The sequence below is a fragment of the Methylobacterium sp. 1030 genome, from assembly GCF_040544715.1.
In the GTDB taxonomy this organism is placed as follows: domain Bacteria; phylum Pseudomonadota; class Alphaproteobacteria; order Rhizobiales; family Beijerinckiaceae; genus Methylobacterium.
In genome coordinates this window covers 1-19886 of the sequence record NZ_JBEPKM010000025.1, presented here as the reverse complement: position 1 = coordinate 19886, position 19886 = coordinate 1, and the positions used below count along the sequence as shown (strand labels likewise).

15 protein-coding genes are annotated in these 19886 nt (G+C 60.0%); 11 read left to right on the top strand and 4 right to left on the bottom strand.

The features are described 5' to 3' along the window. From ABIC30_RS27450 to ABIC30_RS27410, 9 genes are all read left to right on the top strand, one after another. The gene (locus tag ABIC30_RS27450; protein WP_056524837.1) at positions 1–1665 is read left to right on the top strand and encodes a Wzz/FepE/Etk N-terminal domain-containing protein; all 1665 of its coding nucleotides are present in this window, start codon (positions 1–3) and stop codon (positions 1663–1665) included. A 71-nt stretch (positions 1666–1736) separates the two neighbouring features. After that, positions 1737–2849, top strand: a complete 1113-nt coding sequence (locus ABIC30_RS27445) for a glycosyltransferase (protein WP_056524834.1) — start codon at positions 1737–1739, stop codon at positions 2847–2849. 552 nt (positions 2850–3401) lie between these two features. Then, positions 3402–6032 carry an FAD-dependent oxidoreductase gene (locus tag ABIC30_RS27440; protein ID WP_354456406.1) on the top strand — a complete coding sequence of 877 codons (2631 nt, stop codon included), beginning with the start codon at positions 3402–3404 and terminating at the stop codon, positions 6030–6032. A 132-nt stretch (positions 6033–6164) separates the two neighbouring features. After that, on the top strand, positions 6165–7109 hold the full coding sequence (locus tag ABIC30_RS27435) for a glycoside hydrolase family 16 protein (RefSeq protein WP_354456405.1): 945 nt from the start codon (positions 6165–6167) through the stop codon (positions 7107–7109). Between the two features lie 627 nt (positions 7110–7736). Continuing rightward, a complete protein-coding gene (locus ABIC30_RS27430) occupies positions 7737–8177 on the top strand; it encodes a hypothetical protein (protein WP_354456404.1) in 441 nt (146 codons plus the stop codon). Beyond that, positions 8174–9448, top strand: coding sequence for a relaxase/mobilization nuclease domain-containing protein (locus ABIC30_RS27425; RefSeq protein ID WP_354456403.1), 1275 nt, complete (start codon positions 8174–8176; stop codon positions 9446–9448). Before ABIC30_RS27430 ends, ABIC30_RS27425 begins: the two co-directional genes overlap by 4 nt. Positions 9449–9468: 20 nt before the next feature. Beyond that, positions 9469–9987 carry a hypothetical protein gene (locus ABIC30_RS27420; RefSeq protein WP_354456402.1) on the top strand — a complete coding sequence of 173 codons (519 nt, stop codon included), beginning with the start codon at positions 9469–9471 and terminating at the stop codon, positions 9985–9987. Continuing rightward, complete coding sequence (locus tag ABIC30_RS27415) at positions 9984–10214, top strand: hypothetical protein (protein WP_354456401.1); 231 nt, start codon at positions 9984–9986, stop codon at positions 10212–10214. The genes ABIC30_RS27420 and ABIC30_RS27415 overlap by 4 nt, the downstream gene beginning before the upstream one ends. Next, positions 10211–11599 carry a type IV secretory system conjugative DNA transfer family protein gene (locus tag ABIC30_RS27410; protein ID WP_354456400.1) on the top strand — a complete coding sequence of 463 codons (1389 nt, stop codon included), beginning with the start codon at positions 10211–10213 and terminating at the stop codon, positions 11597–11599. Before ABIC30_RS27415 ends, ABIC30_RS27410 begins: the two co-directional genes overlap by 4 nt. On the opposite strand, the gene hyoA is transcribed toward ABIC30_RS27410, so the two are convergent. Continuing rightward, positions 11588–15943, bottom strand: a complete 4356-nt coding sequence (hyoA, locus tag ABIC30_RS27405) for an NACHT domain-containing antiphage protein HyoA (RefSeq protein WP_354456399.1) — start codon at positions 15941–15943, stop codon at positions 11588–11590. The two genes, ABIC30_RS27410 and hyoA, sit on opposite strands and share 12 nt — an antisense overlap. A gap of 885 nt (positions 15944–16828) precedes the next feature. Beyond that, positions 16829–18004, bottom strand: coding sequence for a hypothetical protein (locus ABIC30_RS27400; protein ID WP_354456398.1), 1176 nt, complete (start codon positions 18002–18004; stop codon positions 16829–16831). Between the two features lie 302 nt (positions 18005–18306). Here ABIC30_RS27400 and ABIC30_RS27395 point away from each other — a divergent pair, with 302 nt between their 5' ends. After that, the gene (locus ABIC30_RS27395) at positions 18307–18552 is read left to right on the top strand and encodes a type II toxin-antitoxin system ParD family antitoxin (protein ID WP_354456397.1); all 246 of its coding nucleotides are present in this window, start codon (positions 18307–18309) and stop codon (positions 18550–18552) included. Beyond that, positions 18542–18838, top strand: coding sequence for a type II toxin-antitoxin system RelE/ParE family toxin (locus tag ABIC30_RS27390; RefSeq protein WP_354456396.1), 297 nt, complete (start codon positions 18542–18544; stop codon positions 18836–18838). Before ABIC30_RS27395 ends, ABIC30_RS27390 begins: the two co-directional genes overlap by 11 nt. Before the next feature lie 243 nt (positions 18839–19081). Here ABIC30_RS27390 and ABIC30_RS27385 read toward each other — a convergent pair whose 3' ends face one another. Next, positions 19082–19306, bottom strand: coding sequence for a hypothetical protein (locus ABIC30_RS27385; RefSeq protein WP_354456395.1), 225 nt, complete (start codon positions 19304–19306; stop codon positions 19082–19084). Beyond that, positions 19306–19629 (bottom strand): hypothetical protein, encoded by a 324-nt coding sequence (locus ABIC30_RS27380; protein ID WP_354456394.1) that lies wholly within the window; start codon positions 19627–19629, stop codon positions 19306–19308. The genes ABIC30_RS27385 and ABIC30_RS27380 overlap by 1 nt, the downstream gene beginning before the upstream one ends. Positions 19630–19886: the final 257 nt, after the last annotated feature.

Sequence of the window (19886 nt, the reverse complement as noted above, 5' to 3'; positions counted from 1 at the left end):
ATGAACATCCACAACACCAACCGGATCCCGCCGGACCAGTCCCAATCGGTCTCCCATTCTCCGGAGACGACCTCCATCGGCGTGCAGGACGGCCCGCTGGCCGTCATCTCGGCGGCCCTCAAGGCGGCCCGCCGGCACAAACTGGCGGTGGCCGTCTGGGTGGTCTTCTGCATCGGCTGCGCGGCGCTCTACACGGTGACCGCGACCCCCTTCTACACGGCGACCGCTGTGCTGCTGCTCGAGCCGCGGCGCCCGGTGGGGTCGGGCTCCTCCGATGGCGCCCTGATGCCGAGCCTCGATGTGGGCCGGGCCGAGAGTGAGCTCCAGGTCCTCCGCTCGGAACGGCTGCTGGCGAACGTGTTCAACAGTCTCCAGTTGGCGAACAATCCGGAATTCGGTCCTCCGGAAGCCGAGAGCCCGAAGGAGCCGGGCCCGGGCGCGTCCGAATTGTCGGGGCTGCGGACCGCCCCGCCGTCGACGGCAGCCATCCTGCAGCAGAGGAAGTTCGAGAACTTCGCCGAGCGATTTACCGTCAGGCGGGTCGGACAGTCGTACGTTGTCGAGGTCTCGTACACGTCCAGAGACCCGAACCTGGCGCGGCGCGTCGCGAACGCGGCCGTCTCGGCCTATCTCCTGCAATCCATCGCTGCCAAGGCCGATGCGGCCAAGAACGGCGCCGAGTTCCTCCAGGGTCGCGTCAATGCCCTCGCCTCCCAGGCGCGGTCCGCCGCGGCGGCCGTCACCGAGGGCACGCTGCCGGACGCGCCGACGCCCGATGCCGACGCGCGGGTGATCGGCGCGGCGCTGCAGCCCCTCAAACCCTCGGCCCCGCGGAAGACCCTGATCCTCGGCCTCGGCGCGATGATCGGCCTCGTCGGCGGCTTCCTGGCCGTGGCGCTGCTGCAGGCCTTCGACCGCCGGATCCGGACGCCGCAGGATCTCGTCCAGAGGGCCGGCATCCCCTGCCTCGCCGTGATGCCCGAGGTCCTGCGCAAGACGGCCGAGGGGCGCCGCGAGACCGTGGATCTGCGCAACGTCAACGCGCCGTGGTTCCTCAACGTCAAATTCTCCACGGGCGTCCGCGACCTTCGGACGTCGATCCAGCTGGCCCTCTCCGCGCGCGGCCACGATTCCGACTGTGTCATCGCCCTGGTCGGCTGCACCCCGCGCACCGGCACGACCCTGATCGGCCTGAGCTTGGCGCGCCTGCTGCAGGAAGGTGGCCGGACCGCCCGGCTGATCGACACGAATATCCACGGCGCCGGAACCTTCTTCCTGACCCCGGACTCCAAGGCCGGGGTCGGCGCGAGTCTCGCCGACCTGATCATCAATCCGAGCCATCTGGCCCTCGCCAAGTTCGTGGATTTCGGGGGCGTCTCGGTCCTGCCGTCGCGGTCGCCGTACACGGCGGTCGGCACCGGCATCTCCCTCAGCTCCTCGGTCTTCCAGAGCGTCATCGACCAGATGCGCCGGGGGGGCTACGTCATCCTCGACCTGCCGCCGCTCTCCGTCTCGGCCGAGTCCCGGGTCGCGGCCCGTCGAGCGGATGTCGTGGTGATCGTCGCCGAGGCCGGGCGCACGACCGTCGACGAGCTGTCGGACGCGGTGAACGGCCTGATCGGTGCCGGCGCGAACGTGATCGGCGCCGTCCTCAATCGCGCGTGAGTCGGACTCCGGCATCGTCGACGGGCCCGCGCCCGGATCGCCGGAGCTTCGAACGGAAGGAGTTGGTTGGGATGGCGGCCGGAGATCGTGAGAAGGTCCAGATCCTCTATCTACAGCCGGGGTCTTCCGTCTTCGCCGGCATCGAGCGAGTGGTCGACACGATCGGCGGGGAACTCGCGCAGAAGTGCGGCACCGAGTTCGCCGTCGACGTGCTGCGAGTCACGCAGCACGCGAACTACCCGGCGGAACCGCGGCCTTACAGAAGCGTCTTCCGGCCGGTCACATCGCGCCTGCACCTCCTGCGGATCTTCAGGGATGTCAGCAAAGGAGGCCGCTACGATCTGGTCATCGTCCCGCAGATCGAGCCGACCGTCATCTTCTGGCTCGCCCGGTTGGGCATCCCGCAGCGGATCACGATGCACCTGCACGGCAACCCGCGGCGCGAATCCGCCAGCCTGAAATCGAAGGTCAAGTTCTTCCTCCTGAAGCATTACATCCTCCCGCGGATCGCTTCCGTTTTCGGCACGTCGCCGCGGCAGCTCCGGGCGTTCGAGGCCGATTTCAACTGCAGACGGCCGATGTACTGGGTTCCCAACCCGGTCAGGCACTTCGAAGCGTCGGACGCCGACATCCGGCCCGACCCCGCCGTCATCACCTTCGTGAATGTCGGACGCTACGCCTTCCAGAAGGGTCAGGACCTTCTGGTGCGCGCGTTCGCGCGATTGTACGAGCGGCGCAGGAACGTGCGGCTCAACTTGGTCGGCCACGGATCCGACAAAGCGGCGCTGGCGGACCAGATTCAGGCGCTCGGCCTGTCCGAGGTCGTCCGGCTCGTCCACTACCCGGACAACCCGCAACGGGCGCTCTTCGCGAGTGATGTCTTCGTCGCGACGTCTCGATGGGAGGGCTGGTCGCTGGCGATCTGCGAAGCCCTCCGGTGCGGACTGCCCGTCATATCCACCGACTGCGAATTCGGCCCCAGCGACATCCTAGTCGACCGACGTCTCGGGCGCCTGATCCCACCCGACGACGAGGAGGCGCTCATAGAATCCATGGAGTATTACTGTGACAATATAATCCTGGAGAGATCGTTTTCGGAATTCAGGAAGCTTCACATCGACCAGTACAGTGCCGAGAGGATCGTGCACATTCACGCCGACGCGATCCGGCAATCGGCATGCTGAACCTCGGCCAGCCCCCGGTCGCGCAGCGGCCCGGCCCATCCTCCACCTCGACCCTAGAGCGCTCTCCGCCGAAGTGGATACCGGTTCGGCGTAAGAGAGCGCGTCAAGACAAAGGTCTAGAGCCGTGCCCGATTGCAACGCGATCGGGCATGGCTCTAAGTCGTCGCGCGCGCCGCGGAAGCAGCATCGACGCGGCGGCCCGCCGAGCGCGCCAGGGTTCGCAGCCGCGATGCGCCGGCCGGCCGGTACGGGGCGATAGGCGCGCGTCGCACGGGCGAGCCGCACCACCGGCCGACAACGTCCGGACCGCGCCGCGGAGCGTCATGGATTGCCGTCCTCACGACCGCGCGCAACCATCGCGCCCGCTCGTCGACGGATCTATCGCTGGTCCATATCCGCGTCGTGCCCGAAGAATCACTGACGATCCGGCGTCATGGCAAGTGGACACTGAGCATATTCATGCCTCCTCAATGCGTCGATCGTCCACGTCCGCGCTTCAGCAATAAGTGCGCGACGGTAGTCTCGATGGAATGAGCCCGGGAGCCGCCCACCGTGATCCAACTGCGTGCCGCACGTGAAATCGAGGGTCTTCTGGATGCGGCTTGCGATGTCTGCATTGTCGGGACGGGCCCGGCCGGGAGTACCTTGGCGCGCGAGCTGTCCGGCGGCGGCCTGAGGGTCGTGCTGCTGGAGAGCGGCGGCCTCGACCGGATGGAGAGCGCGGACGCGCTGGACGCCATCGTGAATGTCGGCCGGCCGCGCGCGACCCAGTGGGCCGTCCGGAACCGGATCGTGGGTGGTAGCTCGCACACGTGGGGCGGCCGGTGCGCCCCTTTCGACACGATCGACTTCGAGCAGCGTGCCTGGGTCCCGGAGAGTGGGTGGCCGTTCCAGCGCGACGCACTCGATCCTTATCTCGAGCGGACGGCCAAGTATCTCGGGCTCGCCTACGGCAACCATTTCAGCGACGCGCGCTTCTGGGACCTGTTCGGTTCGCAGCCGGCCTGGTCCGAGCCGGATCCTCGGATGCTCCTGCCCTTCTTCTGGCAGTTCAGCCGCGACGACGCGGAATCCTATCCGTTCGAGTACACGCGCTTCGGGCGGAAACTGGACGAGAAGTTGGGCCCGAACGTCACGTTGATCAGCGGCGCGACCGTCGTCGCGATCGACGTGAACGGGACGGGCGACAGGGTACAGGGCGTCCAAGTCGCGGCGCCCGACGGCGCGATCGTCAAGCTGCCGGCCCGCCATGTCGTCCTGTGTGCCGGCGGGATCGAGAATGCGCGGCTCCTCCTCGCCTCCGATCATCAGGTCCCGGGCGGCCTCGGCAACAGGTTCGACCGCGTGGGTCGCTACCTGATGGATCACCTGCGCGGGCCGGTCGCGCATTTCGACCCTCACCGATCGCGCGCGCTGCAGCGGCGGTTCGGCCGCTACACCATCGAGGATCGGCTGTTCCGGGGCGGGCTCCGCCTGAGCCCGGACGTCCAGCGAAGCCGTCAGCTCCTGAACAGCGCGGTCTGGCTCGGGGAGACGCTCGCCCCCGACGACCCGGGCGACGCGATCCGGAGGATCCTGGTCGGCAAGCCGCGGGCGAAGGACATCCTGACGCTGACGTCGAACCTGCCGCTGCTCCTGCGCGGCTGCCGGGACCATTTCATCGCGCGCAACGGCTTTCCGCGGAAGCTCTCCGAGCTGAGCCTCGAATGCATGGTCGAGCAGCGGCCGGATCCCGAGAGCCGGGTCATGCTCTCCGATCAGCGGGATCACCTGGGCAGCCGGCTGCCCCTGATCGACTGGCGCAGTCACGAAGATGAAGGCCGCACGATGCGCGAGACGGCGCGGCTCGTCGTCTCCGAGTTCGCCCGCCTGGGCCTGCCCGTGCCCGAGCTGGCAGACTGGGTGCGCGAAGAGGCGCCGATCCCGCTCAGCTTCGTCGATGTCGCCCACCCGACCGGCACCACCCGCATGTCCGACGATGCTACCAGAGGCGTCGTCGATGCGCGCGGCCAGGTTCACGGGATCGACGGCCTGTTCGTCACGGGAAGTTCGGTGTTCCCGACAGGAGGCCACTGCAATCCCACGCAGATGATCGTCGCTCTGGCGATCCGCCTCGCCGACCTGCTGAAGGTCCCGGAGCAGCGCGACACCGTGGTCTCCGACCTCCGAACGTCTCCGCCCGTCCCGGGCGATCTCCGCGTCCTCGTGACGGGGGCGACGGGGCGGATCGGCCGCATCCTGGTGGAGGACCTGCAGGAACGCGGCTACGCGGTCAGGGCCGTCACGTCCCAGCCCCTGACCGAGGCGCAGCCGCGCACGGGTCGGGTCGAGTGGCGGACCTTCGACTTCACGGCGGATCAGGATTACGCCGGCCTCGTCCACGGCTGCGCGGCCGTCATGCATCTCGCCGCCGAGCTCGGGAAGCAGGATCGGATGCAGGCCATCAATGTCGAGGCGACGCGGCGACTGGCCGAAGCCGCCGAGCGGGACGGCGTCCGGGCCTTCTGCTACATGAGCACCGTCTCCGTGTATGGCAGCGGCCGCGCGCGCACCATGACGGAGACGGCGCCGGTTCTCACCAGCAGCGTCGACGTCAAATCCGAATACTGGGCCCTGGACTACGTTCGCGCCTACGGTCGAACGAAGCTCGCCGGCGAAGAGGCCATCAGGCGGATCGCCTCGACCCTTCCCTACGTGATCCTGCGCCCGACGGTGGTCGTCGATCTCCATAATCTCATCGGCTTGCGCGACTGGAGCCTCTCGAAGCGCCTCTTCGCAGCGCACCGGCCCTCCCATCACGTCTACGTCCGGGACGTCACGGACGCGGCGATCTGGACGATGACGCGGTCCCTGACCGGGGCTTGGCCGGCGGGCGAGGTCCAGGTCTTCAATCTCTCCGATCACGAGGCGCGCGATGCGCGGATCGGCGACTTCATGCGGCGGGCGTTCGCGATAAGCCGCGATCCCCGCTTCCGGGTCATCCCGATGCCGGCCCTCGTCGACTGGCTCCACGATTTCCTGCGCAACCGGACGCTGCCCTTGCGCAATCCTCTCTGGAGGATGCGGTTCCCCAACGATCGTCTGCGGCAGGCCGGGTATCGACACCGCTACGGAATGGCCAGGGCCCGCGCCATGGCGCTGGACATCCTGCGAGCGGAAACACGGGAGCGAAACCGGTCCTGAAAGCCGTCAGCCTCACCACAGCGGCGCGCCGCCGGGCACCGGCATGTCCCAGATCATGGCGTCGCCGCGAAAGGGAGGTTCGTGCCGCGAAGTTCTCTCTCACTTGCCACGCCGGAACTCGGAGCCTGAGCCATGACGAAACCTCGCTGGGTACGCCGCGATCTGCTGAAATCGTGCTTCCGGGATCTACCGATCTGCGCGGCCGCGTCCCTGCTGCCGACCAGCCGCTCAAGTGCGGCGATCGACGCCTCCGTGGATCCGACGCAGGGCCGCACGCTCGTCTTCGATGAGCCCTTCGCGGAGATCAACGGACGGATCTGGAATGGCGGACCGAAGGCCACGACTGGGCCGTCCGGTTTCTACGGCCGTTCCGCCTTCGCTCCCCTTGCCGGGGCGGAAGGCTTCAAACCCTACGAGATCGTCACGGATGCGGAGGCCACGGGCGGCACGGCCCTCCAGATTTCCGCGAAATACATCGGACGCAAGATGAGCGTCGTGAATTACTATGGAAACAACACATCCGACTATCAGTGGATTTCCGGAAATTTGCAGACCGGCAGCCGCAGCGGTGTCGTATCGGTCGGCTGGCGCCAAGGCTATCTCGAAGCGCGGATGAGATTCCCGCGGCATCCGCTCACGTGGCCGGCGTTCTGGCTTCTCAACCGGGATGGCATCACCAATGCCAAACGGAGCATAGAGGTCGATATCGTCGAGCACAAGGGTTTCGAGCCGAAGCTCTACGGCGCGTACTTGCACGAATGGGGGCAGCCCGGTGAGCACAACGAAGGCACCGGCGTTCCCACGCCCGTCGACATGACGGAACAGTACTGCCGGTACGGCGTGCTGATCCAGGACGGTCAATGCATTCCTTATTTTGAGCGCAAGCCAATTATCAATCCTAAGACGAACCAGCTCAATATCTGGACACTCACCCGCGCGTCGGAGATGGAACAAGCCGGCGACGTCTTCTGGCCGCTCCTCACATTGGCGTTGCGGACGGATGTCCCGGCCCCTCAACTGACCGAAGCGCAGAAGCTCACCCATATGCGCGTCGATTACTTTCGCGTGTACGCGTAGCCTCGGACGCCGCGCCGACGAATCCGTGAGGGCGGCGAGGCTCGCGCCCGCGACCTGTTCTCATCGCGGACGGCACACCAAGCGCGTCGCTCCGAATCTGACCTGACCGGCTGGCTTTGGACCGGGCTGATTGAGAGGGTCAGTTGGGACCGAAGGCGTCGGACATGCGGCGAGGTCAGAAGACGAGCGGGGAGCAGGTGGTGCTGAGGCTGCGCTAGATCGAACGCTGGCCGAGCGCTACGGCATCGACCTGAAATCCGTGGCGAAGTGGAAGACGCGCACGTCCGTCCTCGATCAGCGTACTGGGCCGAAGGAGCGGCATTCGACCGTGCTGTCGGTCGAGCTGCGAGGCTGTCAGCAAAGCCTGGGCCGCAGAATCAGAGCACTTCAGGCTCGACCCGCTCCACCAAGGCCGGGACCAAACACGCTCTCGTCGCGAGTTCAGAGACTGCGTGGGTTGGTCGTCCGACAGTCGTCAGCGGGAAAGGGCATTGCCCGGGCATCCGCTAAGCACTTGATTTGAATGGCGCGCCCGCCCGCCGACGTTTCGAACGAAATGTTCGACACGCTGGCTCAGTGGAACGCCATCCTGGAGCACCGCAAGTCGCATGACTTGCAGGTGCCACCATGTCCCTAGGCAGCACCTTCGAGACCGAAGCGGCAGCCCCGCCTCCCGCTAAACCCCGCCGAATCAGAAAGGCCAAGGCACCGGCACCTTTCAGCTTGCGGCTTTCGGAGGCCGAGCGCGCCCGCCTGGCTTGTGAGGCCGCGGGCGCTCCGCTCGGCACCTACATCCGCGCGAAAGTTCTGGGCGAGCCGGTCCCGGCCAGGGTTCGAAAGAGCGGCATCTCGATTGCCGACCGGAAGGTTCTGGCCCAGCTTATCGCCCTGCTCGGCCGCTCGCGGGTTTTCAGCAACCTCAACCAACTCGCCCATGCGGCAAACACCGGCTCGCTTCCCGCGACGGAAGAAACCGAAGCCGCCCTGGTTCAGGCACTCGCCGACCTTCACGAGATTCGCCGCCTGCTGCTGATCGCTCTCGGCCTGAAGCCGGAGGCTCAGCCATGATCTTGAAGGGCTCGCAGCGCGGCGGCGGCCAGGACCTTGCCGCCCACCTCATGCGGATGGACGACAACGAACATGTGCGCGTCCACGAGCTGCGCGAGTTCGCCTCCGATAATTTGCGGGGCGCGTTCAAGGAAGCCGAAGCGATCTCGCGCGGGACCAAGTGCCGCCAGTATCTCTTCTCGCTGTCACTGAGCCCACCCGAAAGCGCGTCCGTCACCGAGGCCGAGTTCGAGAAGGCGATTGAAGACGCGGAACGCCGCCTCGGATTGAATGGGCAGCCGCGCGCCATCGTCTTCCATGAAAAGGAAGGCCGCCGCCACGCTCATGCTGTCTGGAGCCGCATCGACGCGGCCACCATGACAGCGCGACCGATGTCCTTCTTCAAAAGGAAGCTCGTCGGCCTTTCGCGCGATCTCTATCTCGAACATGGCTGGGATATGCCGCGCGGAATTGCGCGCGAAGGGATGCGCGATCCGCGCAACTTCACCCTGGTCGAATGGCAACAGGCCAAGCGCCAGGGGCAAGACCCACGCTGGCTCAAGGCTGCCGTTCAATCCTGCTGGCAGGTATCGGATAGCCCCGCTGCCTTCTCCCGCGCGCTGGAAGAGCATGGCTGCTTCATCGCGCGCGGCGACCGGCGCGGTCATGTCATCATCGACCATGACGGCGAAGTGCATTCGCTCCCCCGCGTCCTGGGCCTCAAAACCAAGGATGTGAAGGCGCGGCTCGGTGATGGCGATGCGCTGCCCTCCGTCGATGCGACCCGCAAGGTGCTCGCCGAGCGGATGACACCCGCGATCAAGCGACACGTAGCGGAGTCGCGGACCAAGTTCCAGAAATCCGCTGCCATTCTCGCCCACGCGAAGATGGAAATGACCTATCGCCACCGCGATGGGCGCGCGAAGCTTGACCAGAAACAAACGCGCACCTGGGACGCAGAGACGAAGGCACGAGCAGCGAGACTGCCCAAAGGTCTGCGCGGCCTCTGGCACCGGATCACCGGCCAATATCAAAAGGTCCGCGTGCAGAACGAAGCGGAAGCGAAAGCAAGCCGCGAACGGCAGGCGCAAGAACGCCAGCAGCTAATTGATCGGCAGCGTGAAGAACGCGCCCGCCTCCAGGTTGAATTCAAATCCTTGCGCACGCGTCAAGCCGAAGAACTGCTTGAGCTGCGGCGCGAGCTTGGACGCTTCTTCAAATTCTCGCGCGGTCTTGATCCTGGGCCAGCCCGGAAGCGCGAGATGTCTATCGGGCTGGGCCTGGAGCGATAGAAAATTGCTGGAGGCAGAAGATGTCCGCCAACAACAATGACAACCACGGAATGGCCGTCTTTATTGGCATCATAGGAGCCGGTTTCATGTTCCTATTCGCTTTTATATTCGCAGCAGCCGCCTTCTTCTCGCTGTGCATGACCTTGTTGTGCTTACTTGCCTGGAACAAGCCTCGGAAGTTTTTCGGTCAGATTCTTACACCGGAAGAAGCGCGAGAATTTGTTGGACGGGGATTGATCGGCGCAGTGGTTCTCCCTGTTTTCGTGTTGTTTGCTTCAGTCCTTTTTCGCGTCCAGGTCGTCCATGATTTCTGGATATATTTCGTGCTCGGAGGCTACACCGGCGGATCGCTAAGCCTTGGCTTTGCGGGTGATGATACCGACACGCCGCAGGAACTGATCAAATCCCAACACACGACTTCGATTGGCGCGGCGCACCCAGAGCGGACCATCGACGCTGAGTACGAGGATGTTTCTTCCTCCCCCGCCCAACCGTTCCGCTTCGCCACCTGGGACGATGAGGAGGAGCTGCGCAAATGAGCTTCCAGCAACTCATCGCCATCCACCAATTCCTGTTCAGCCTCGAATCTCAGGCAGCCCAGCGGCTCGCCTGGGAAGACGCTGCCGAAGCTCGGATCGCGAGAGCACGGGCGGAAGCCGCTGCGGCCTTCCGCCTTCGCCAGATGCTTGACGCGAACCCGAGTGGGCAACTCGGGAACGCGAAGTTGAATGACATGGAAGCCCTGAGGCGTTCGGGGTTGCTATGACCGTCCCGGCCCGCACCTATCGGAATATCCGCCGGGGGATCGAACTCGGATTCGTCGACGGCTATCCGCTCGTCTATGACGGTACGGAGCCTGTTGCGATTGATGCGCAGGCGGGAAAGGGCAAGCTCACCCGCTTCCTGGGCGTGAACCTTGTCTCGCCACGCACCGACCATCTGACCAAAATCATCACCGACCCGAAGGATGGTGAGCTAGCCTGGGTGTCGTGGGTGACGCTCAAGCGCCAGGGATACCGCGTCCGGTTCATCAATGCGGGCAACCACCACGGCTACCCATCGGAGAGCTACAACATCAACACGCGTCTCCTGGAGACGGCGGCCAACCCAGCCCTACGCGGCATCGTCGGTGAGGCAGCCTATGACGCTGCGAGCTTTCTCGTGCCGCAGGACCCGGACTCAAAGAACCGTTGGGTAAGCCAGGGCGTCCGGAGCTTCTTCACGCTCTACAATAAGGTGACCGCCCTCTACCCGTCCGAGCGCTGGTCCTGCTCACCGGGCGGCCTGTGGGATTTTTGGGGGCGGCCACGCGATGAGATTGCTGACGATCTGCTGCTTTGGGCGGCTGACCGGAGGATGCAGGACGAAGCCGGTATGTGCCGCCTCGTAGCTGGTCTAACCGCCTCGCCAGACCAGTGGAACGCCTACGCCTCGCTGATCGTCGAGCGGCTGCAAGGCTTCCAACCGGGAATGGCGGCACGCGAACTGACGAGCCGCAACACGTTCGATCCGGCCGACATGAAGCGCGAGCGCACTGCCCTCTTCCTGATCGGCTCGGCGCGCTCCGACACCAGCCGCACCTTTGTTGGAGCCATGACAGCAGCCGTAATTGAGCGGTTCGCCGATGCCCAAGGCCCGCTGCGCGCGCTCGTGATCGGTGAGGAATGGGGCCAGCTCTACGTCTCAAATTTCTACGAGGTGCTGACCCTCTACCGTCAGGGCGGCATCAACTTCCTCGGCGTGTTTCAGAACGCGGCCGCGCAGATTGAGACCCGCTATGGGCGAGAGACCGCACGCATCTGGAAGAAGGCTGTAGCTCATACGCTCTATCGCGGGCTGCCGGATAGCGACACTCTGAAGGAGATTGAGCACCGCTCCGGCAAAACCTCGGTCATGGTGCGTGGCTTCAACGTGAACTCGAACCAGGTGAACGGATCAGGCGACAACCTTGTGGAGCAGGCGCGGCCCCTCCTGCAAGTCGAAGATATCCGGCGAGCCACAAGCGGAGGCTGCGGTCTTCTCGATTCCCGCGATAATGGCTTCTTTGTCGTAGATATGCCAGACTTTTGGGACAGAGCTGAACTATCAAACATGCTGAGAAGCACACATCACGATAAAAATCTGCAGAAAGATCGCAAATCACCCCGTTAGCTTTGGATGAACAGGCTCATTGGAAGCTTGCAGGCGCTTGGTCAAATCAATCCCCACCACGGTAAGTTCATCCACGCCTGGATACTCAGGAGATAACACGGACCAATACGATTGAAGGCTCTCTACAAGCTCACCGAAAGACACCGCCTTGCGACGCCCAGGTATTCGCCAAGATTTCTGCTCCCCCCTCCATACCAGAAGAAACACGCCTCGACTTGAACGGCCGTCCCTCAAATAGTCCCCGCCCAATTGATTCCGAAATCGCTCGAACAATTCAGCTCCGGACCATTTATCGGCAAGTTTCAGTTCCACCGGAACCGGCGCGTCGAAGCCCATGCCGTGAATACGAATGTCCGGGCGCTTCGCGTCCGCGAGTTCTTCTTCCTGGGGGGCGATATAGCGACCACTCGCCTTGTCACGGAATTCTCGGCCGAAATAAAGCCGCACATCAGTTTCGCCAAGCGAGGGCGACAGGAGTATCTTAGCCAGGCTTGTGTCGCCCTCCTCTAACTCCTCTTTCATATCCAGCAGGCGCAGCATCACTAGTTCGGCGAGAGATCGGTGATCTGAGGGGGTCCGCTCTAAATGATCATTAAAGGCTACAACTTCCTCCGGCGACCAAGGAACCAAATCAGCGTCTGTTTGCGCCTTAGATAACGCATACTGAAGCATGAATGCTCGCGAACCCTCATCTGGATGCAACCTCGCAATCTCTTCGATTGCTACATATGCTTCCTTCCCTGGTATCGCGTTCAATAACGAGAAAATACCGTCTCTGGCCTCCTGGGCGTCGTCTCGCAAGCCGGGCGAATACCCACCCGTATTCGAGCGATCTATGTCTTCGGCGCGGCGAATGTACTCGTGCATCAAGAGATAAATACGTTTCAGAAAGTCGGGTTTCTGAAAGTTCGCACGCGTTCTTGGCGATTGCCGCGTTCGCCCTCCTACAAGATTTTGCGCAAATATCATCGCGAATGTAACGGATCTACTCTCAGTTTTGATGTTTCCCAGCTTTTTCTGCAACGAAGGAATTGCGCCCTCTGGATCAACACCAACCCACGCCGAAAACCACATCGCTGCGTGTTCGTCGCGCCGCAAAGAAGTCGCTTTGCCGCGGGCAAGATCGCGGAGCTGCTGATCCGCTATTGACGTTGCTCCCTGCAGTATTTTCAATACTTTTTCGAGCGCTGACGTATTATTTGGCTCAGACACTTTCACAATCGCCAATAAGTGGGGAGCGATGGCATCCCACAGCCACTCACCTGACCAGGCGACATCGCTCAATATGTAGTTGCTATCCTGATTTGGCTTACCCGTCCGCAGCTCGAAAGCGATCTCACGAATAAGAAATTGGACAACCTCATGCGGAAACTTTTCAAAGAGCTTTGGCAGCCATAATGGAAAGCCGTTCATTTCGTGAGATGCGTAGCGACATGCGCGCGTTGCTTCTAGACTATTCAGATTATCGACCCATTTAGGATCAGATCCAGCTTCTATCTCAAGTCCAGTGAGCCCAAATACCACTCGATGTGTTGTCGAATTGGCGGGAGCCCCTTCTGATCTCACCTTCGGATCATGCTTCCGCCAATACGCTACTGCTCCATCTCGGAACGCCTCCGCAACTGCATCGCCAAACTCTTCGGCTAATAGCTCCCAACGAGCATCGCTCCAGCGAGACAAGTTTTGTGATTTGTCTCTCAAGACCTCGAGTAAGTACCATTGTGGGCGACTGATATCTTCGGGATTTGGCAACCCGTGGTCACGAATTTTGTCTGGCATTTCCTGAAGACGCTTCCGCCATTCAGCGCGGTTTGCTTCTTGCTGGGACTGCCTCTTCTCGGCCTGTATTTTCCAAATCTTCTCCTGCTTCTTCCATTTAAGCTCTTCCGCAGATGGCGGCAGAGGATAGAAGTGACCGCGGAGTCTCTCGGCAAGCTCATGGTTTGACATGGAGGCCGCTTGTAATTGTTGTTTCCACCTATCCGGCGAATTTTCATTTGCGAACAGTCGTATAGCAATGGTCAGTGCAATAAGCTTATCATCGAGTTCATTTCTAAGATTGATCTGTTCAATAAAATAATCGAAATCTACAGCTTCAAAACCCCATAAATCATCCAGAAGGGACGCTTGCCACGGGCTTGTGACACGATTGCGAGGGTTTTCCTGCTCGGCTGCTTCCCGAGCTATCTGAACCGCATACCAAAAAAGAGCCCTATTAAGCTCCGGCCAAGCCCGGACCAATGGCTTAAAATCAGCTTCTTGTCGGAATGAGATATCGATGTCGTATGTCTTTGCAGCCGGAATTTTTACGAGAATGGCAAGCGCATCATGTTCGAGCGCATGTGGGCTCCGATGCGCAATGAGCCGCTCCACTGCCTTGCAAAGCGGCTTCATAAGCCACCCAAAGCGGACGGAGATTTCACAGAAACGGCGCTCTTTAACAGGTTTTTGCGTGAGGAAAGGCGCAAGGGCTTTTATGAAATCCAACAAGATATCGGAGGGCGCGGCTGCCACCCAGTCTACCATCTCGTGCTGCAGCTGATCAGAACTATGCCGTCGCCGATCTTCAGATCGGCCGATGCATCGCACGAGCCAGTCAATAGTTTCTTTCGAATATGGTGAGCCGGAAAGAAGCTCACCTAATAATTGTCTACTGCGCTCGCCTTTTTCGTTCAGGAATTTGACGCGTAGCTCTAGCCGATCTTGAGCCGAACCTATAGCTTCGACTGCTTTAAATGCCGCGATTCTCGGATAAATTGCACTTTTCGGATCGAAAGCTATGGTTTTAGCCTGCGACAAACAGCTGGCAAGCTGGCCAATCCAAACCATCCTCAGCAAAAACCAGGTGATATCCTGATTTTTCCGATACTTTACCAGAAGCTTCGACACTTCATCGGCGATGTCATCACTGGCGAAACGCTGAACAGCTCCATAGTCATAGATCGTGCGGCCAGATGTACCTGCAGCTACGCGTGCACAAACGTCATTTAAGAGGCTGCGCCGAACTTCCACGGGGAGACGCGTCGGGTCTCCGCCCTCAAGCGTCACCTCTGGCGCGATTTTCAATACGCGATTACGGACATCTTCGTCCAAGATTACGAGCCACGACATGATTGGCCGCATCGTGGGAGGTATTACGTCAAGGCCATATTGATTGCGAAACAGAAGCTGATAGATACTTTTTCTAGATGTCTGTTTTTTTAAGAGATCGCTTAGCCACTCAGCAGTTAAGTATTCCCGGACAGTTCGATGGTAGAAGCGAACCGAGCCATAGATTGCCTCGTCGAAAATGGGGCGAGATAGCAACGTCGTTTGTTCGAGAGCGGGCCATTCGGGAAGCAGTGAATCAAGATTTATGCCGGGCAATCCGGGTTCATGATCTGGAAGAAGTATCGCCTGTGTTTTGGAAAGTGTCGCCGCTGCCGCTACGAGTTTCGCCGCTCTTCGAGCAACCTTCGTTGTCAGCGGCTTCAACTCGCGCCTATTTTGGTCGTGCTCGGTTAGGCGACGCTCGATGCTAAATTGCATTAGTTCGTACCTGGTGCCTATTCTATCGTTAGCCTTCCAGAAAGCCACCACTTCGACCAAATCTTGTGGGCGCAAGGTTGACGTGGAAGCGTCCGCGCGATCAATGGCGGTTAGAAATTGTTTTGTGTCTAAAATCCCCGATCGTCGTGCAAATGTTTCGATCTGATCTCTTTGCAGACTATCCAAAGTTATAATTTTGAAAATTGCTGGCGTTTCTTGTTTTGTTTCGGATACGCCCTCGGAAGAAGTTGTGCCTGGGGAAGTTTCGCGTACTAGTTTGGAGCGTGAAATCGGTAGGCTCTCCACGCAGAGCGCATAATCACTCCTGGCACGCCACGCGGAAGTTCGCCCGGTGATCACTATATGGGTTCGATCTAACGCCTTCACCAAACGCCGGCCGACGCGTTTGATAGCTGTTTGGAAATCGATGGGGCTTTTCAGTCGCGCTTCGTCAACGGAGTCGAGGAATACCCAGCCCTCTTCGATGCTTTCGAGCCAAGCCTCGAACGTTTCCGGTGACCCAACCTCGAAAGCAATATCGAAGTCTTGGCCAACATTTTCGAGACGCAGAAAGAATGCAGGCTTGCCTTGTGCTTCAAGCATCCTTGCCTGATTTCGGATTTCGGCAGTTTTTCCAGATCCGGCCTCGGAAAGTATGATTGTACGATAATCTAGCAATATTGCAGGCCACTTTATCGCAGGACCAACGATAAAGGCATTGCTTAAATCGTGATTGTCGTCCTCGCTTGCCCATTTTGACAATTCATGAAACGACCGATTTAGCTCGATAAAACCATTGCTCCCATTGTGCGACATCTAACAATCCGTACATTTTCGACTTGGGTCAGAAATAGCTCACATATTGTAGGTGATTACCCTAGGTGTGCACAATTCGAAATGCAACCACCATAGGCGACTTGAGGCTGTTTGCTCACATTCTCTGCAGGACCTTTCGGTGCGCTATAGCAACGGAATTCATGTGACACTCGTCTTTGTGAATTCATTAGGCGGACTGCAGCTCTGTGGTGAATGGCACTGGATCCAATGATGGAAGGAGCTCTCATCCGGAGCGGTGGAGCGCAACAGCAGGGGAACGCCGTCAAGGGGCGCACGGGCCCCGCCATGCGCTCCGGTTCGTTGCTGGTCCGAAGGACCGAGAGGCGACAAACCGGAGGGGAACCGCGTGCAAGGGCTGCATCGTGGGTGCACCCCGTACCGCCTTCACGGTCTGATTGAATGCGGATCGCAACACAGCACCTCTTCCTTCGTGCATCCAATCCGGCGCGAGGGTTGGGCGTCCGGCAGGATCAGGGTCCAGGGGCTCGACGGCTTCTGGTCGCGTCCAGGTGCGATCAACCTGGTGCAGGGTTCCAAGGGCGGCAGACGCCTTTGGTCATGGGGTCCAGGGGAGAGCGAAGTCTCCTCCTGGTCCTGGTCCAGCGGCGAAGCGATGGTCTGGGTGGGGTCTTGGGGAGGGGCAGGAACGCCCTTCCCTAAGCGCGGATCGAAACGGCGGACGTTTCGCTGGCGGGATGAGGCTCGATGCGGAAGAGCGCCAAAGCCTGGGGGATGCAACGGGGGCGCGCAGCGGTCCCCTTGCCAAGATTGCGGTGTACTACACCGCACATCTTGCACGTCGCGGTAGGTCGTTCGCCGATCCAATTGCCTGGCGCAGTTGGTCGCGTGTTACTTATTTACCAATCAAGCCCGGATGGCTTGAAGTTTCGCTGATAAGCTCGGCCTCCCGACCGCCCGAGTGCCAAGAATGACGTTTTCTAGCAGGCTAGTTTTTGATGTGATATATGCGACGCCGTTCGATTTATCGCTGCCAAGATCGCGCTTAAAATGAGCTAAAACATCGTCATAATGCTCTCCTTTCTCGCCGCCCCTACCGATGTGAAAGAGAGTTGTGAGATCAGCCAATTCGTCAATGCTTATCATTTCTTTAATCTTGCGGTTCAATTCTGCCTGCTCCTTATATCCGGCGAAAACTTGCTCGAAATCACGTTCCCAATAGCTGCTTCCAAGATCGTCAGGTGACGAAGTTTTCACCGGATTCTTCTCCGCCCAAAGGGTGAGCAGGGATACCAATTTATCATCGCTTAGATGCGCCAACTGCTGCTCTACTCCGATCGAACCTCCGAGCTCCCTTGATTTCTGGATCTGATCCAACGCGCGAGACAATTGCCTTCCGCTTAGACCGAAACGATTACGAGCTTCTTGCTTTCTGACATCAAAGCTTTCACCCTTCCAGGTTGATTTATCACCCACAATCGCGGCGATTTTCATCAGATCGAGACGGGAGCATTCTTTCGTATAGGTACCACTACTATGCTCTTCAATCAGATCGGCAACTCGGTATTTCAATCTTGTTAATACATCTCCCATCTCGATAAGGCTTGATCTAATCAGGGGCAAATTCACAACAGAGATATTTTCCAGGCTTTTGCTGCCATCTTGCGTTCTAAAGTATCTCAGCTGCTGCCCGTCCTCATCAATGCTCGACAAGCTTACGACATACTTATTCACTTCTCCAATTATGTTCTTTAACCCTTCATCTCCGATCTGAGCGTCGTGAAGGTGCTGCCAGAGCGCGCGGATGTCATGATTAAGTTTATTAACTTCCGGCACCAGTCCGGCTTTTGCTAGCGTTGAAATTGCATACTTCAAAGCCAACTCAAGCGCGTGTCGGCCGTTATACAAAATCGGCATCGCGAGAGTATCGCGACTTGAATACATCTTTTTGTCAATTACAGCGAGAGCAAGCTCAATGGCTGCCTCGATATAGCCATCAACGTAATTTTCCTCGGCACCCTGAGATCCAACGCAGGCATTCCACTGCCCATCAGAAATTTGTTCGAAGAAAGGATCTGACACAAAGCACCTCAGTTGAAATATTTGGCGAGTATTATCGCTATACCATGCTGAATCTTTAATTCAAGTCTCATGGGGCTACCCCCGCCCCCATAATTCATCATACGGATGTTGTGAGGTTTTATACGTACATGGTCGTTAGCCGAACACAATCACCTTGCCTTCCATGCGCCTCCCGCCACGTTAGATCTCCGTCGCAGGTAGTCGAACGTTGTGGGTCGCTTTTAGAGGTTGATTGAGCTGCCCTCTTGAATTTTCTGGTGCTGTACCAATTTTTGGTATAGTCTGGAAACTGGAGGTAGGCCATGGCCCGCAACACATCGATCTCGCTTGGAGACCACTTCGCCCAGTTCATCGACCGCCAGGTTGAGGGCGGCCGTTACGGTTCTGCCAGTGACGTGGTGCGCGCAGGCCTTCGCTTACTGGAAGAGCGGGAAGCCAAGGTCGCCGCGCTCCAAGCCGCCCTCATCGCTGGCGAAGAATCCGGCCCAGCCCAAGAACTCGACAACCCCGCTTTTCTAACGGAGATGCGGGCGAAGCATGGCCAATAGCGCCCGCGCCCGGTTCACACCCCTCGCCCGTTCGGACCTGGAAGAAATCTGGCGGTACACGTTCGGACAATGGTCGGCGGATCAAGCGGACCGCTATCATCGGGATATCGTCAACGCTGCAACCGAACTGGCCAGCGGTGAGAAGTCCGGCCGTCCTGTCGAGGTTCGCGCCGGATATCTAAAGTACCGCGTTGGATCGCATTTCATATTTTACCGGCGGACGGATGCCGGGATCGACGTCATCCGTATCCTGCATCAGCGGATGGATACGGACAGTCATATCTGACTCCGCGCTCACTGGTTCGCAATCAAAATGGCGCAGGCCGATACCAGTCGAGAATGCGCAAATTCCCGAAGGGCCGACGCTCGTAGAATGCGCGCAGCTGGGTCTCCCATAGATCGGCCCACTGCGCATGAACCGCCGCCATGTGGCCGCGCTCTGGTTCCGCTGCTGCCCTGCGGTGCGCCGCAATCCGGTGCTTTACGAACGCGAATGAATAGCAATAAGGAGCTGAAACGGCCATCAGACTCACCCCTCATCGATGCGGGCCTGTAGGGCGTCGGCTATCCGGCAAACCGCGTGCGCCAAATCATACGCGCCAGAATAGACCTGTGATTGCGCCATGATCCGGCCTATTTCTGAGGCTGTTTCATCCGCTGCCAGAACGTGGAACCCTAGAATATTGCCCGCCAGAATTCGCAAGTCTGCGAACGTCTCAAATAGTTCGGCGTCTGTCATCTTGCGCTTTTCCATCACAGCACCTGGTGAGGAATTGCGATGGAGAAGAGGCAGTTCTTTGCTTTTGCGACGTTCGAGTGGTCGTCGGCAATCTGATGCTCGAATTTGCCGATGATCTCGTAAGGTTCCCTGGTCGGAACCCACACCGCCATCACTAGGCCGAGTTTCGCTCGTTCTGCCACACCCTCGAACCAAACCGCCCGCACCTTGTCGGCTTCCTCGCGCGTGGCGGAAATTATAAGTCCGAGATGCGATTGCCCGCCTCGGTACTGATAGAAATTGATTGAGCTTCCCCGCCAGGTTTCAGCGGCGGACTGGTGATCCGGTCTCGCGGTCATTCTGGCCGCTCCTAGTGATCGGATGCGGATTCTACCGCGAAAAGCCGCGCTGTGAATCCCCATTCTCCGACGGTAGGACGCCGGAGGCCCGCGCCCCCCAGCGCTGTAGGGCCGTAGGCGTCCGGTCAGGATAGAGCGCGGGAAACGCTGACCGGCACTCGCTATCAAGCGACATCCGGAACTGACCCCTTCGCGTCATGAGGATCTGACCCCCATGCTCATTTCCCACGCCTAGACGGGTGTGGGTTGGGGGACCG